This is a genomic window from Streptomyces beijiangensis (assembly GCF_017315755.1).
Lineage (GTDB): Bacteria > Actinomycetota > Actinomycetes > Streptomycetales > Streptomycetaceae > Streptomyces > Streptomyces beijiangensis.
In genome coordinates this window covers 343-14,940 of record NZ_JAFLRJ010000108.1, presented here as the reverse complement: position 1 = coordinate 14,940, position 14,598 = coordinate 343, and the positions used below count along the sequence as shown (strand labels likewise).

General features: G+C 68.8%; 15 protein-coding genes. 7 read left to right on the top strand and 8 right to left on the bottom strand.

Translation table 11 applies throughout. The annotated features are described in order from the left end of the window. Window positions 1-365 precede the first annotated feature (365 nt). A complete protein-coding gene (locus J0695_RS12460) occupies window positions 366-1,007 on the bottom strand; it encodes a DNA-3-methyladenine glycosylase (protein ID WP_206962057.1) in 642 nt (213 codons plus the stop codon). Window positions 1,008-1,081: 74 nt separating this feature from the next. Between J0695_RS12460 and J0695_RS12455 the strand changes: the two genes are divergently transcribed. From J0695_RS12455 to J0695_RS12445, 3 genes are all read left to right on the top strand, one after another. Further along, the gene (locus J0695_RS12455; RefSeq protein WP_206962056.1) at window positions 1,082-1,864 is read left to right on the top strand and encodes a sporulation protein; all 783 of its coding nucleotides are present in this window, start codon (window positions 1,082-1,084) and stop codon (window positions 1,862-1,864) included. A 45-nt stretch (window positions 1,865-1,909) separates the two neighbouring features. After that, window positions 1,910-2,446 carry a YbhB/YbcL family Raf kinase inhibitor-like protein gene (locus tag J0695_RS12450; RefSeq protein ID WP_206962055.1) on the top strand — a complete coding sequence of 179 codons (537 nt, stop codon included), beginning with the start codon at window positions 1,910-1,912 and terminating at the stop codon, window positions 2,444-2,446. 142 nt (window positions 2,447-2,588) lie between these two features. Beyond that, window positions 2,589-3,092: an HNH endonuclease gene (locus tag J0695_RS12445; protein ID WP_206962054.1), complete on the top strand. Its 504-nt coding sequence runs from the start codon at window positions 2,589-2,591 to the stop codon at window positions 3,090-3,092. A gap of 84 nt (window positions 3,093-3,176) precedes the next feature. Here the strand turns inward: J0695_RS12445 and J0695_RS12440 are convergent, their stop codons facing one another. From J0695_RS12440 to J0695_RS12430, 3 genes are all read right to left on the bottom strand, one after another. Further along, on the bottom strand, window positions 3,177-4,100 hold the full coding sequence (locus tag J0695_RS12440) for an SPFH domain-containing protein (protein ID WP_206962053.1): 924 nt from the start codon (window positions 4,098-4,100) through the stop codon (window positions 3,177-3,179). An 85-nt stretch (window positions 4,101-4,185) separates the two neighbouring features. Next, window positions 4,186-4,614: an NfeD family protein gene (locus tag J0695_RS12435; RefSeq protein ID WP_206962052.1), complete on the bottom strand. Its 429-nt coding sequence runs from the start codon at window positions 4,612-4,614 to the stop codon at window positions 4,186-4,188. 59 nt (window positions 4,615-4,673) lie between these two features. Then, window positions 4,674-5,471, bottom strand: a complete 798-nt coding sequence (locus tag J0695_RS12430; protein WP_206962051.1) for an ABC transporter ATP-binding protein — start codon at window positions 5,469-5,471, stop codon at window positions 4,674-4,676. A gap of 110 nt (window positions 5,472-5,581) precedes the next feature. Here J0695_RS12430 and J0695_RS12425 point away from each other — a divergent pair, with 110 nt between their 5' ends. Continuing rightward, entirely contained in the window at window positions 5,582-6,367 is a 786-nt protein-coding gene (locus J0695_RS12425; RefSeq protein ID WP_206962050.1) for an Rv1486c family protein, read from the top strand. Between the two features lie 110 nt (window positions 6,368-6,477). Here the strand turns inward: J0695_RS12425 and J0695_RS12420 are convergent, their stop codons facing one another. From J0695_RS12420 to J0695_RS12410, 3 genes are all read right to left on the bottom strand, one after another. Beyond that, window positions 6,478-6,723 carry a chaplin gene (locus tag J0695_RS12420; RefSeq protein WP_206962049.1) on the bottom strand — a complete coding sequence of 82 codons (246 nt, stop codon included), beginning with the start codon at window positions 6,721-6,723 and terminating at the stop codon, window positions 6,478-6,480. Window positions 6,724-6,871: 148 nt separating this feature from the next. Beyond that, entirely contained in the window at window positions 6,872-7,516 is a 645-nt protein-coding gene (locus J0695_RS12415) for a response regulator (protein WP_206962048.1), read from the bottom strand. After that, complete coding sequence (locus tag J0695_RS12410; RefSeq protein WP_206962047.1) at window positions 7,509-8,654, bottom strand: GAF domain-containing sensor histidine kinase; 1,146 nt, start codon at window positions 8,652-8,654, stop codon at window positions 7,509-7,511. Before J0695_RS12410 ends, J0695_RS12415 begins: the two co-directional genes overlap by 8 nt. A 169-nt stretch (window positions 8,655-8,823) precedes the next feature. Here J0695_RS12410 and J0695_RS12405 point away from each other — a divergent pair, with 169 nt between their 5' ends. The 3 genes from J0695_RS12405 (at window position 8,824) to J0695_RS12395 (ending at window position 11,622) form a co-directional block, all read left to right on the top strand. After that, on the top strand, window positions 8,824-9,522 hold the full coding sequence (locus J0695_RS12405; RefSeq protein ID WP_206962046.1) for an SDR family NAD(P)-dependent oxidoreductase: 699 nt from the start codon (window positions 8,824-8,826) through the stop codon (window positions 9,520-9,522). After that, window positions 9,519-10,604, top strand: a complete 1,086-nt coding sequence (locus J0695_RS12400) for an S-adenosylmethionine:tRNA ribosyltransferase-isomerase (RefSeq protein ID WP_206962045.1) — start codon at window positions 9,519-9,521, stop codon at window positions 10,602-10,604. The genes J0695_RS12405 and J0695_RS12400 overlap by 4 nt, the downstream gene beginning before the upstream one ends. Before the next feature lie 262 nt (window positions 10,605-10,866). Continuing rightward, on the top strand, window positions 10,867-11,622 hold the full coding sequence (locus tag J0695_RS12395) for a transglycosylase SLT domain-containing protein (RefSeq protein ID WP_206962044.1): 756 nt from the start codon (window positions 10,867-10,869) through the stop codon (window positions 11,620-11,622). Between the two features lie 94 nt (window positions 11,623-11,716). On the opposite strand, the gene J0695_RS12390 is transcribed toward J0695_RS12395, so the two are convergent. Further along, window positions 11,717-14,248 (bottom strand): ABC transporter ATP-binding protein/permease, encoded by a 2,532-nt coding sequence (locus tag J0695_RS12390; RefSeq protein WP_307798579.1) that lies wholly within the window; start codon window positions 14,246-14,248, stop codon window positions 11,717-11,719. Window positions 14,249-14,598: the final 350 nt, after the last annotated feature.

Here is a 14,598-nt window from a genome sequence, read left to right as displayed (position 1 = left end):
ACGCTTCCTTTGTACTCACCCACAGAACATTTTCTGGGGCTTTCCTCCGGGCGCTTCCCATTCGGTCTTGCGTTTCCGACTCTATCAGATCCTTTCGGGCCTGATTCCCAGTCGGCGGGACCGCTTCGAGTTATTCGCTTTCGCGTTTCCCTTTCGGCGTGGTCACTACTTTAGCCGATTCCCTCGGCAGCTCATAATCGAGCATTTGAGTTCCAATTTCGGCATGCCGAAAACAGAACCCGCGAGGGTTGATCGTAGTAGTGGTTGGCCGCTTCGGGATGCTCAGGTCGGGTCCTGAGGACCGTTCCGATAGCAGTACCCGTTTCAAGCGGCTCGGACTACGTTAGGCGCTCCCAGGGGCCGGGTCAAGTTCGCCTGTGCCGTGGGGTGTGGGCCCGATAAGGGCTCACCGTGGGGTCGTTGTCGATCCAGAAGCGCCAGGGCTGTGTGGCACCCTCGCCGCCGACTCCGGTCCTCGGTCCGCTGCGTACCTGGTCGGGGCGGGGCGGGGTGCCCGAGAGCAGGGACAGGGGGGACTGCGGGCCGGCGCAGACGTCGGTGCCGTTCAGGGTGCGGTCCACGTCCAGGGCGGTGGCCAGACGGGCCGGGCCTTTGGCCAGTTCCCTGTCATGGCGGGCCGAGATTCGACGTTTGCGCGCGAGATCCGCGCCCACCCGGATCTCGCCTGCGCGGAGCAGGACACCGCTCGCGGAGCCCTCGGGACCACAGACCAGGTTGAGGCAGTGCCACATGCCGTAGGTGAAGTAGACGTACGCATGTCCTGGCGGACCGAACATCACTTCGTTGCGCGGGGTGGGACCCCGGTAGGCGTGTGAGCCGGGGTCGGCTCCGCCGGCGTACGCCTCGACCTCGGTGAGGCGGAGTTCCATCTGGCCTTCGGGTGCGTTGCGGACCAGGATGCGACCCAGCAGGTCGGGGGCCACCTCCAGAACGGGGCGGTCGAAGAATTGCCGCGGGAGCGGCGTACGGTCGGGGCTCGCGATCATGGCGTCCCAGCGTAGTGGGGAACCGAACGCGGACGTTGCGCGTATGTAGGGGTCAGGATCTAGGAGGAGTGGATATGGGGTTCAAGAAGCTGCTCGCCAGCTTGGGTGCGGGCGGTGCCTCGGTCGAGACCGAGCTGTTCGAGGCCAATGTCGTGCCCGGCGGGGTCGTCCAGGGCGAGGTGCGGATCCAGGGCGGATCTGTTGACCAGCAGATCGAGGGGCTCTCCGTCGGTCTGCAGGCGCGCGTCGAGGTCGAGGGCGGCGACCAGGAGGTCAAGCAGGACATCGAGTTCACCAAGGTACGGATCGGCGGGGCCTTCGAGGTCAGGGCCGGGGCCGTGCACGTGGTGCCGTTCGGGCTCGAGATTCCGTGGGAGACGCCTGTCACCAGTGTGGACGGACAGCCGCTCCGCGGGATGAACATCGGGGTGACGACCGAGCTGGAGATCGCCCGGGCGATCGACTCCGGGGACCTGGACCCGATCAGCGTGCACCCGCTGCCAGCGCAGCAGGCGATTCTCGACGCCTTCATCCGGCTCGGGTTCCGCTTCAAGAGCGCGGACATGGAGCGCGGTCACATCCGCGGGACGCGTCAGCGGCTGCCGTTCTACCAGGAGATCGAGTTCCAGGCGCCTTCCCAGTACCGCGGGCTCAACCAGGTCGAGCTGACGTTCGTCGCGGACGACCGCGAGATGGACGTCATTCTGGAGATGGACAAGAAGCCGGGGCTCTTCAGCGAGGGCAGCGACTCCTACCGTGCGTTCCAGGTGGGGCTGAACGACTTCCAGGGGACCGACTGGTCCGCGTATCTCAATGAATGGCTCGCCCAGGTCGGCGGCCGTCGCAACTGGCTCTAGGGTCGGAGGCGGACAGAGAGAACTGCCGACGCAGGAGGTGCTCACGTGACTGGGCTCAACAGGCCGCCGCTCCCCCACGACTTCCACCCGCCCGTTCCTTCTTTCACCGTGGCGAGTGACGACGTCGAGCCGGGCGCGGCTCTGAAGGACGCTCAGGTCTACGCGGCCGGGAACACTTCGCCGCAGCTGCGGTGGGAGGGCTTCCCCGCGGAGACCAAGAGCTTCGCCGTGACGTGCTACGACCCGGACGCGCCCACGGGCAGCGGGTTCTGGCACTGGTCGGTCGTCGACATCCCGGCCTCGGTCACCGAGCTGCCTGCGGGCGCCGGCAGCGGCACCTTCGCGGGGCTTCCGGACGTCGCGATTCAGGCCCGTAACGACTACGGGTCGAAGGACTTCGGGGGTGCCGCGCCGCCGGCCGGGGAGACGCACCGCTATGTCTTCACCGTCTATGCGGTGGACACCGAGAAGCTGGGTACGGATGGCGACACCTCGCCGGCCGCCGTCGGCTTCAACCTTCGGTTCCACACCCTCGGGCGTGCTCAGCTGATCGGTGAGTACACAGCTCCTGCCGGGGGTTGAACGTCCGCTGATTGTTTGCCCTGCCCTGGTCTTGGAGAGATCAGGGCAGGGCCTTTTTTATTACGTTGTCCATTGTGGCGCGCCCGGCCAGAGTTGATCCCAGTCCACCAGGGGGTGGGCCGGCGCTACGGAGGTGGGCACGATGCGGGACACACTGGTTCTGAACGCGAGCTTCGAACCGCTGTCGACGGTGACGCTCAACCGTGCTGTGGTGCTGGTGCTGCAGGACAAGGCCGTCGTCGAGCAGGCCCATCCCGGACTGCGGGTGCGCGCCGCCGCGGTCGACATACCGGTGCCGCGGGTGATCAGGCTCTGCCGGTACGTACGGGTGCCCTTCCGAAGACAGGCACCCTGGTCGAGGCGGGGTGTGCTGATCAGGGACCAGCACCGGTGTGCGTACTGCGGGCGGCGGGCGAGCACCGTGGACCATGTGGTGCCGAGGGCGCAGGGCGGTCAGGACACCTGGCTGAACACGGTGGCCTCGTGTGCGGAGGACAACCACCGCAAGGCTGCCCGTACGCCGGAGCAGGCGGGGATGCCGTTGCTGCGCAAGCCGTTCATACCGACGCCCGCCGATGCGATGCTGCTCGCGCTCGGGGCCGGTGAGCGCCACGCACTGCCGGACTGGCTGCCGCAGACCGCTTGAGTGCAGACGTAGACGTATGTACGCGGTGAATGGGCCCGCCCCCGGACAACAGGGGCGGGCCCATTCACTGTTCTCGTCCGGCCGTCATTCGGTCGGCGGCGTCTTCTCCTTGCCCGTGTCGAAGCCGGGCACTCCCCCGCCGATGTTGCCGAAGGCGCCGCTGAGGCCCTTGAGCGCGTCGCCGATTTCGCTGGGCACGATCCAGAGCTTGTTGGCGTCGCCCTCGGCGATCTTCGGGAGCATCTGGAGGTACTGGTACGCGAGGAGCTTCTGGTCCGCGTCGCCCGCGTGGATCGACTCGAAGACCGTACGGATCGCCTGGGCCTCGCCCTCGGCGCGCAGGGCCGCGGCCTTGGCGTCACCCTCCGCGCGCAGGATCGAGGACTGTTTCTCGCCCTCGGCGCGCAGGATCTCGGACTGCCGTACACCTTCGGCCTGGAGGATCGCGGCGCGCTTGTCGCGGTCGGCGCGCATCTGCTTCTCCATCGAGTCCTGGATGGAGGTCGGCGGCTCGATCGCCTTGAGCTCGACGCGGTTGACGCGGATGCCCCACTTGCCGGTGGCCTCGTCGAGGACTCCGCGCAGTGCCGCGTTGATCTCCTCGCGGGAGGTCAGGGTCCGCTCCAGGTCCATGCCGCCGATGATGTTGCGGAGCGTGGTGACGGTGAGCTGTTCGATCGCCTGGATGTAGCTGGCGACCTCGTAGGTCGCGGCGCGGGCGTCGGTCACCTGGTAGTAGATGACGGTGTCGATGTTGACCACCAGGTTGTCCTGGGTGATCACCGGCTGGGGCGGGAACGGAACGACCTGTTCACGGAGATCGATGCGGTTGCGGATCGAGTCGATGAACGGGACGACGATGTTCAGGCCCGCGTTGAGCGTGCGGGTATAGCGGCCGAAGCGCTCCACGATGGCTGCGCTGGCCTGCGGGATGACCTGAATCGTCTTGACCAGGGCGATGAAGACCAGCACCACCAGAATGATCAGGACGATGATGACGGATGGCATCGTGCTCCCGTGCCCTTCGATTGCCGGTGGATCTCGGTGATCGATATTCGCAGATCGCGGTCTGCCGTGTGGGAAGTTCGTGAGGTCACATGACGATTGCCGTCGCTCCCTCGATCTCGACGACATCGACCTGCTGTCCGGCGTCGAAGCTCTGGCCCGCGTCGAGCGTGCGTGCGGACCAGATCTCACCGGCCAGCTTGATCCGGCCGCCGTTGCCGTCGACCCGTTCCAGGACGACGGCCTGACGGCCCTTCAGTGCTTCGATACCGGTGGCCAGTTCGGGCCGCTGGGCGCGGTGCCGGTTGGCGATCGGCCGTACGACCGCGATGAGTGCCACGGAGACGATGACGAAGACGAGGAACTGGCTGACGACACCGCCGCCGAGACCCGCCACGACCGCCGCGGCGACCGCTCCGACGGCGAACATCCCGAATTCCGGCATCGCGGTCACCACGAGCGGAATTCCCAGTCCGACCGCGCCGATCAGCCACCACACCCACGCCTCGATGTCCACAAGGTCATGGTAGATCCGCAGGTCCCTCCGGGGACAGGGCGCACGCGGACCGGTCGGGGTCAGCCGAGCGGGAGACCCTGCGCCGACCAGCGGTTGCCGCGCTGCTCGACGAGGAGCGGCAGACCGAAGCAGAGGGAGAGATTCCTGGAGGTCAGCTCGGTCTCCATGGGGCCCGCGGCGAGGACCTTGCCCTGACGGATCATCAGGACGTGGGTGAAGCCGGGGGCGATCTCCTCGACATGGTGGGTGACCATGACCATGGAGGGGGCGTACGGGTCCTGGGCGAGGCGGCCGAGGCGGCGGACCAGGTCCTCGCGGCCTCCGAGGTCGAGACCCGCGGCGGGCTCGTCGAGGAGGAGGAGCTCGGGGTCCGTCATCATGGCGCGGGCGATGAGCGTGCGCTTGCGCTCGCCCTCGGAGAGGGTGCCGAACTTGCGGTCCAGGTACTCGGTCATGCCGAGGCGGTCGAGGAAGGCGCGGGCGCGCTGCTCGTCGACCTCGTCGTAGTTCTCGTGCCAGGTGGCGGTCATGCCGTACGCGGCGGTGAGCACCGTCTGCAGGACGGTCTGGCGCTTGGGCATCTTGTCGGCCATCGCCGCACCGGCCATGCCGATGCGCGGGCGGAGCTCGAAGACGTCGGTGCCCGGCTTGCCGAGCTTCTCGCCGAGGATCGAGGCGGTGCCCGAGGTGGGGAAGAGGTAGCTGGAGGCGATGTTGAGGAGGGTGGTCTTGCCGGCGCCGTTGGGGCCGAGAATCACCCAGCGCTCGCCTTCCTTCACCGCCCAGGAGACGTCGTCCACCAGAGCACGTCCGTCGCGGACCACCGATACGTCCAGCAGCTCCAGTACATCGCTCATGAGCGCGTTGTCTCCCCATGCAGTTTCGGTTCGCGCGTGCGCCTGTGGTGCGCAGCTCCCAGGGAAAACCTACGCCACCGCCGAAGCGGTCCAGTCCCTAGGCTGTCTCCATGCTCTCGGAACCACGCTCAGGACGCCTGGCCGCATGGGGAAATGCCCTTTTGGCCGGAAATATTTCGCCGGATGACGCGGCGCTCGCGATCGTGGGCGGTGACGCGGTCCACAGGGTCGCCGGGCTGCCCGGCGAGTCGGGTCCTGTCGGGCTCACGCTGGCGCTCGGCCGGCTGCGCGCGCTCGGGGTCACCGGATTCCGGGTGGCGCTGCCCGCGCCGGGGCATCCGCTGGGGCTCAGCGGCCCGCCGGAATTCAATGCGCGGGCCCTGGACGCGGAGGAGGGCGTGGTCGGTTTCGGGGCCCCGTACGGACTCGTACCGGAGATACACGAGGCGGGGACCCCGGGCGATCTGCATGTCGAGGTGGTCTGGCACTGCCTGACGGTGCGGGAGGCTCCGCCGGCGGACGTGCCCTCGCTCGGCGAGGCGGAGCGGGAGCTCGCGGAGGCGCTGCGGGATGCGACGGCGGTGCTGTCGCAGCTCGATGTGGCCGGGTCGGGTCCGGTGGCCGCGGCGGCGATCGACGCCTATCGGGCGCGGGTGGAGGGATCCGGCGGCGAGGTGCTCGCTCCGGGGTATCCGCCGCGTGCGGTACGGGTGCTGGAGATGGCGCAGCGGGTGGGGGCGCTGGTCTCGGTGGCGTACGAGAGCGGTCACGGCGGTGCGGTGAGCGCCTCGGAGATGGCGGCGCGGGGTGAGGCGCTGCGGCCGGTGGAGCGGGTGGCGCGGCGGGCCCAGGTGGCCGCCTTCAACGCGTTCGTCGAGGAGCGCGAGCGGGGCTGAGGGAACGGGCGGGACCGGCGGGGCGGAAACCGGACCGGCCCCCGGAAGTCTCCGGGGGCCGGCGGTCACTGCTCGACCGCGAGGGCCGGTCAGTCGTACAGGTGGCTTGATCAGCCGTTGAAGCCGTCGTTCCCGAAGGCCGGGTTGAGGGCACCGATCACGGAAACGGTGTTGCCGACGGCGTTCACCGGGACGTGCACCGGAGCCTGAATCAGGTTGCCCGAGACGACGCCCGGGGACTTGACGGCCTTGCCGTTGGCGTGCGCGCCGTCGGTGGCGGACGCGACACCGGCACCCGCGGCGACAATGCCGCCGGCGACCAGGGCAATGGCGGTGGCCTTCTTCATGCTCTTCACTTCAGGATCCTCCTAGCAGTAGCTGCGGCCAGCCGCCGCAGCACGCCATGGAGAACGCTCTCGGCCCGAGAGGGATACGCCGAACGGGCGACATACACCCGACGGTATGAATCTCGGACCGGAGGACGACGGTCCGCCTTCCGGTATGTCAGCCGGTCGCGCCGTGTCGCACCGCCCAGAGAGCCGCCTGGGTGCGGTCCGCCAGATCGAGCTTCATCAGGATGTTCGACACGTGGGTCTTGACCGTCTTCTCCGAGAGGACGAGGGCCCGGGCGATCTCACGGTTGGAGCGGCCGTCGGCGATGTGGCCGAGGACCTCGCGCTCGCGTTCGGTGAGGGTGGTGCCCCTGCCCTGGCCGCTGCCGTGTTCGTCCTGGGAGAGGAGCGCGCCCGCCACCTCGGGCTGGAGCAGGACGTGGCCCGCGTGCACGGAACGGATGGCTCCGGCCAGCGCGTCCGGGTCGATGTCCTTGTATACGTAACCGGAAGCCCCTGCGCGCAGGGCCGGGACCACCGTGCGCTTCTCGGTGAAGCTGGTGACCACCAGCACCTTGGCGGGGTTGGCCAGTTCGCGGAGTTTCCGCAGGGCCTCGATGCCGTCCATGCCGGGCATCTTGACGTCCATCAGGACGACGTCGGGGCGCAGCTCCTCGGCGCGGGCGATGCCCTCTGCGCCGTCGGACGCCTCGCCGACCACCTCTATGTCTTCCTGGATCTCCAGGAAGGTACGCAGGCCGCGGCGGACCACCTGGTGGTCGTCGACCAGGAGTACACGGATCACCTTGTCAGCCACCGGGGACCTCCATCTCGATTGTCGTTCCTTTGCCAGGTGCCGATTCCACGGTCAGCTGCCCGCCGACCCCGCTCGCCCGGTCGCGCATGGAGACCAGGCCGAGGTGGCGTCCCGCGCGGCGGACCGTCCTGGGGTCGAACCCGCAGCCGTCGTCGGTGACGCGCAGGACCGTCTGCCGACCGGTCTGGTCGAGTACGACGTCGACGCGGGCCGCGCCGGAGTGCCGCAGGGCGTTGTGCAGGGCCTCCTGGGCGACCCGGAGCAGGGCCTCCTCACGGGCCGCGGGCAGCGCCCGCGCATGACCGTTGTCGAAGGTGACATGCGCCGAGTGGGCGCGGTCCAGGACCTGGATCTGGGTGCGCAGGGTGGCGGCGAGGCCGTCCTCGTCGAGGCCCGCGGGGCGCAACTCGACCACCGCGGCGCGCAGTTCGTCCGCCGCTTCGGCGGCGAGGGCCGCCACCTGGTGGAGCTCCTCCTTGGCGCGGGCCGGGTCGCGGTCCACCAGGGTGGCGGCGGCCTGGGCGGTGAGACGGAGCGAGAAGAGCTTCTGGCTCACCGCGTCGTGGAGCTCATGGGCCAGCCTGGAGCGTTCTTCCGCGATGGTCAGCTCGCGGCTGCGCTCGTACAGGCGTGCGTTGGTGAGGGCGATCGCGGCGTGCTGCGCGAGGATCGTGAGGAGCTCTTCGTCGTCGGCGGTGAAGCCGCAGGTGTCCGTGGGCTTCGGGCACCTCTTGTTGGCGAGGAAGAGCGCGCCGATCGTTTCGTCGCCGTCCCGGATCGGCAGGCCCAGGAAGTCGGACATGTCGGGGTGCGCTGAGGGCCAGCCCTCGAAGCGGGGGTCCTTGCGAACATCGGCCAGCCGCTCGGGCTTCGCCTCATGCAGCATCGCGGCGAGGATGCCGTGCTGGCGCGGCAGCGGGCCGATCGCCTTCCACTGGGCGTCGCTCATGCCGTCGACCACGAACTGGGCGAAGCCGCCGTGGTCGTCGGGGACACCGAGTGCCGCGTACTCGGCGTCGAGCAGTTCGCGGGCCGAGGCGACGATCGTCTTGAGGACGTCGCGCACCTCCATGTGCCGGCTCATGGCGAGCAGCGCGGTGCTCACCGCGGACAGGCCTGATCGGGGGACGTGGGACATGGGGTCACCGTACCGGCGGCATCGACCCTGCGTATCGGGCTGTGGACGGCAGTTGATCGGGCCGCAGGACCTAGGTCGAAGTGCGGTGCGGTGCTGCGGCTCGCGGACGACGCGGTGGGCGGGGGGCCGTTCCTACGGTGGTGGCACACAGCGAAGAGGGGACCGTGTCATGTCAGTAGCGATCATCACTGGGGCTTCCAAGGGGCTGGGGCGTGCGCTCGCGGCGGGGCTCGCGGAGCGGGGCTGGGATCTGGTGCTCGACGCCAGGACGGCGGACGTGCTGGAGGAGACGGCCCGGGAGCTGGGGAAGCACGGTTCGCGGGTGGTGGCGGTGGCAGGGGATGTCACTGATGCGGGGCACCGCGCGGAACTGGTGTCCGCGGCGCGGGATCTCGGCGGGCTCGACCTGCTGGTGAGCAATGCGAGTGCGCTGGGGGCGGAGCCGCTGGTGCGGCTGGAGTCGCTGGGCCTCGATGGACTGCGGGCGGCGCTGGAGACGAATGTGGTGGCTGCGCTCGGCCTCGTACAGGCGTCGCTGGAGCTGCTGCGGGCGGGCGCGGAGGGCACGGTGATCGCGGTGAGCTCGGACGCGGCAGCCGAGGCGTACGAGACCTGGGGCGGCTACGGGGCTTCGAAGGCGGCCCTCGACCATCTGGCCGCAGTGCTGGCGGTGGAGGAGCCGGGGCTGCGGGTGTGGGCGGTGGACCCGGGCGACATGGGGACGGATCTGTACGCGGCGGCCGTCCCGGGTGACGAGGATGCGCGGCCCTCGCCGGGGAGTGTGGTCCCGGCGTTTCTGCGGCTGCTGGCGGAACGGCCCGCGAGTGGGCGGTACTCCGCCCCGGCGCTGCTGGAGGCGCGGCGATGAGCGCTCCGGTGGTCGTGAGGGTCCCGGAGGAGCTGCTGGCTTCCGTGCCGGCCGAGGAGCGGGGGGACGGGCGGGACGACGTACGTCTGATGGTGTCCAGAGGGAGTGCGGTCTCGCACCATTCCTTTCGGGAGCTGCCCCTTCAGCTGCGGGCCGGGGACGTGCTGGTCGTCAATACGTCGCAGACGCTGCCGGCGGCGGTGGACGGACGGGTCGGGGATGAACGGGTAGTGGTGCACTTCTCGACCCGGGGCGACGACGGGCGGTGGGTGGTCGAGCTGCGGCATCCGCTGGCCGGCGGGAGCACCCGGCGGCGGCACGGAGGGCCCGCTGGGGCCCTGGTGCGGCTGCCGGGGGGCGTGCGGCTCGTCCTTGAGCAGCCGTTGCGGGACGGGGAGGACCGGCTCTGGTGGGCGCGTCCTTCGGTCGATGACGTGGTGGGGGTGTTGCGGGAGCACGGGAGGCCGATCCGGTATCCGTACACGCTGCGCGATCAGCCGCTCGCCGCGCACCAGACCGTCTTCGCGCTGCCCTCCCCCGACGGGGCGGGTTCCGCCGAGATGCCGAGTGCCGCGCGGCCCTTCACCGCGGGGCTCGTGGCGGAGCTGGTGAGCCGGGGGGTGCAGTTCGCACCGATCACCCTGCATACCGGGGTCGCGTCGACGGAGTCGCACGAGACGCCGTATCCGGAGCGGTTCGAGGTGCCGGAGACGACCGCCTGGCTGGTCAACGCGGCCCGTGCGGGCAGGGGACGCATCGTGGCGGTGGGGACGACGGCCGTACGCGCGCTGGAGACCGCCACCGGGCCCGACGGGGTGGTGCGGGCGCTGTCCGGGTGGACGGACCTCGTGGTCACACCGGAGCGCGGGGTGCGTGCCGTGGACGGGCTGCTGACCGGGCTGCACGAGCCCGAGGCCTCGCATCTGCTGATGCTGGAGGCGATCGCCGGGGGCGAGGCACTGAGCCTCAGCTACGCGGAAGCACTCCGGGAGCTCTACCTCTGGCATGAGTTCGGGGACGTCCATCTCATCCTTCCGAATGAGAATGACTACGTTCCGAATTGCTCCAGCAACTGTTGGTGATTTTGTTACGCGTCCGATGTGAGCCCGCGCATAGGACGCACGTCACTTACGAACTCTCATAGTTGACGCATAAGGGCTATGTGAGCCGGGTATGCGCGGGCACCCGGTGGTCCTGGACCGCCCCCGGTCCACTAAGCAGGGTCGTACGTCACACCTTTGCCACAGGTTTTTGCGGCCGCTAACAATGGCTCAGTCGCCGCCCCAGGGCGCATCGCCGTCCCCGGCTAAAGCGACTCCAGCTATTCGAAGAGGTACGTCTGCAATGACCGAGTCCAGCACTCCCGGCCATAGTCGTCTGACCAAGACCCACAAGTTCTCGATCGCCGGTGTCGCCGCCGTTGGCGCCGCGGCCCTCGCTTTCTCCCTTGTGCCCGGAAACGCTTCCGCGGAGTCCTCCAAGACGCTCGACACCTCGACGGCCGCCTTCGCCACCCAGACCAAGGTCCTGTCCGCCAGCGTGGACAAGCAGCAGGAGAACGCGGACAACGCCGCCAAGGCTGCTGCCAAGGCATCCGCGGCCAAGGCGAAGGCCGCCGCGGACTCCAAGGCGAAGGCCGCCGCGAAGGCCAAGTCGGACGCCACCGCCAAGGCGAAGGCCGATGCGGACGCCAAGGCCAAGGCCGACGCTGCCGCCGCCGCGAAGAAGCGCGACGAGGCCGCCGCCGCCAGCCGTGCCGCCGCCCGTACGCCGGTCTACGCCGACAATCTGGACGGCTGGATCAACCACGCGCTGGCCATCATGAAGGAGAAGGGCATCCCCGGCTCCTACGACGGCCTGTACCGCAACATCATCCGTGAGTCGGGCGGCAACCCGAGCGCCGTCAACGGATACGACATCAATGCCCAGAACGGCACCCCGTCGATCGGTCTGCTCCAGGTCATCCAGCCGACGTTCGACACGTACCACGTCGCCGGAACCGCGAACGACCTCTACGACCCGGTCGCCAACATCACCGCTGCCGCCAACTACGCGGCCGCGACGTACGGCTCGATCGACAACGTCAACGGCGCTTACTGAGCCGTCGCAGCCCCCCATCGTCGAAGGGCGGCACCCGCATCGCGCGGGTGCCGCCCTTCGACGTTGTGTGTCGTGTGTCGTGTGTCGTACGGAATTACTTGCGCATGACCTCGGGCTCGTGGCGGCGCAGCAGGCGCGCCACCGCGAAGCCGCAGAGGATTCCGATGGCCAGCAGAACGGTGATGTTGATGCCCCACTGACTCGCCGAGTGCTTCCACAGCGGGTCCAGGTCGTTCGGTTTGGCGGGGTCCCACGGTGGCATCAGATGCCCCAGGTCGAGCGTGGTCCCTGCGCCCGCGATGGCCCAGCGGGAGGGCATCAGCCAGGCGAACTGCTCCAGGCCGATCGAGCCGTACACCTTGAAGAGGATGCCGGTGAAGACGACCTGGACGATCGCGAACATCACCAGGAGCGGCATGGTCTTCTCGGCGGTCTTCACCAGCGAGGAGATCACCAGGCCGAACATCATCGAGGTGAAGCCCAGCGCGATGACGACGAGGCAGATCTCGATGGCCGGCGGCATGAGCAGGCCCTCGGCGGGGAGCTTGCGGCGGGAGAAGCCGATGCCGCAGATGATGACGCCCTGGACCGCGGTGATCACGCCGAGGACGATGACCTTGGACATCAGGTACGCCGAGCGGGACAGGCCGGTGGCCCGTTCCCTCTCGTAGATGACCCGTTCCTTGATCAGTTCTCGTACGGAGTTGGCCGCACCCGAGAAGCACATGCCGACCGCGAGGATCAGCATGATCGTGCCGGCGTCGCTGTTGAACTGCGCGCCCCCCGTCGGCGGGGCGAGGCCGAACTTCGCCGGGATGACGACGCTGACGACGCCGAGGACGGCGGGCAGGATCACCATCAGTCCCAGGAAGCCCCGGTCGGACGCGATGACCGAGGAGTACCGGCGGATCAGCGTCCAGAGCTGGGAGCCCCAGCTCTGCGGCTTGGGCGGCTTCATCGCCTGCGGGGGCGGCATGTGCACCGGCTGGGCGGCGACGGCATCGATGTCGGCGGCGTACATCTGGTAGTGCTGCGAACCCCTCCAGCGTCCCGCCCAGTCGTAGTCGCGGTAGTTCTCGAAGGCGGAGAACACATCGGCCCAGGTGCTGTAGCCGAAGAAGTTCAGAGCCTCCTCGGGCGGTCCGAAGTACGCGACAGCGCCGCCCGGAGCCATGACGAGCAGCTTGTCGCAGATGGCGAGCTCGGCCACCGAGTGGGTGACGACGAGGACCGTGCGGCCATCGTCGGCGAGCCCGCGCAGCAGCTGCATGACATCGCGGTCCATGCCCGGGTCGAGGCCCGAGGTCGGCTCGTCCAGGAAGATCAGCGAGGGCTTGGTGAGCAGCTCCAGGGCGACCGAGACGCGCTTGCGCTGGCCGCCGGAGAGCGAAGTGATCCTCTTTTCCTTGTGGATGTCCAGTTTGAGCTCGCCGAGGACCTCCCCGATCCGCTGGGCGCGCTCGGCCTCGGTCGTGTCCGAGGGGAAACGCAGCTTGGCGGCGTACTTGAGTGCCTTACGGACCGTCAGTTCCTTGTGCAGGATGTCGTCCTGCGGGACCAGGCCGATGCGCTGGCGGAGCTCGGCGAACTGCTTGTAGAGATTACGGTTGTCGTAGAGGACGTCGCCCTGGTTGGCGGGCCGGTAGCCGGTCAGCGCCTTGAGCAGGGTGGACTTGCCGGAGCCCGAGGGTCCGATGACCGCGATCAGGGACTTCTCGGGGACGCCGAAGGAGACGTCCTTGAGGATGTCCTTGCCGCCGTCGACCGTCACCGTCAAGTGGCGTGCGGAGAAGGAGACTTCACCGATGTCGTCGAACTGCTCCAGGCGGTCCCCGACCAGCCGGAAGGTGGAGTGGCCGACGCCGACGATGTCGTTGGGGCCGATCACCGCCGTGCCCGACTTGGTCATGGGCTGGCCGTTGATGTACGTACCGTTGTGCGAGCCCAGGTCGTGGAGCTCGAAGCGGCCGTCCGGCGTGGCCACGAACTCGGCGTGGTGGCGTGAGACCTGCAGGTCGGAGACGACCAGCTCGTTCTCCAGCGCACGGCCGATACGCATCACGCGGCCGAGGGCCAGTTGATGGAAGGTGGTCGGCGAACGGTCGCCGTAGACCGGCGGGGCCCCCGCGACACCGCCGGGGAAACCGCCTGCTCCGCCAGGGAAACCGCCTGCCCCGCCCTGCTGTTGCGGCACCTGGGCGGCCTGCTGCTGCCAGTTGGGCTGGTCCGCCGCACGGGCCGTGGCCTGCTGCTGGGATGCCGCCCAGCCCGGCGCCCCGTACTGCTGGGCCTGCGCGGGCTGCTGCTGGACCGGTGCGGGAGCCGCCGCGGCAGCTCCTCCGGAGAGGTTCAGCCGCGGGCCGTCGGTCGCGTTGCCGAGGTGCACCGCTGAGCCGGGACCGATCTCCATCTGATGGATCCGCTGGCCCTGTACGAACGTGCCATTGGTCGAGCCGTGATCCTCGATCACCCAACTGCGCCCGCCCCAGCTGATGGTGGCGTGCCGCCACGAGACCCGGGCGTCGTTGACAGCCAGATCGCCCTGCGGATCACGCCCAAGGGTGTATGACCTGGACGAATCGAGCGTCCAGGTCCTGCCATTCAATTCCAGTACGAGTTCCGGCACTCCAGCCCCACTTATTGTCCCCCGAGGTTCCCCCGTCACTGGGAGTCTAGGGATGGTGAACATCGTCAGGAACTATTTCAGGCTCAGTTACGTATCGGAAAACCGGGCCCCGTGAAGAGCACGTGTGCGCGAGGCCCCTCTGCCCGTTGACTCGGCGGAAACACCCCCGGACAGTGGTAAGCGACCATGAGTGCGTACGGATCATGCGCGAATGGGGCAACTCACCGCAGATCGGGGGGTCCTGATGGACGTGGGCGTGGACGCAGGTGGCCGTGCGGGTGTGCGCTGGGGGGATGTGGCGCTGGGCTCGATCGCCGCGGTGAGCTGGGCGCTGGTCGGCATGGCGGGCA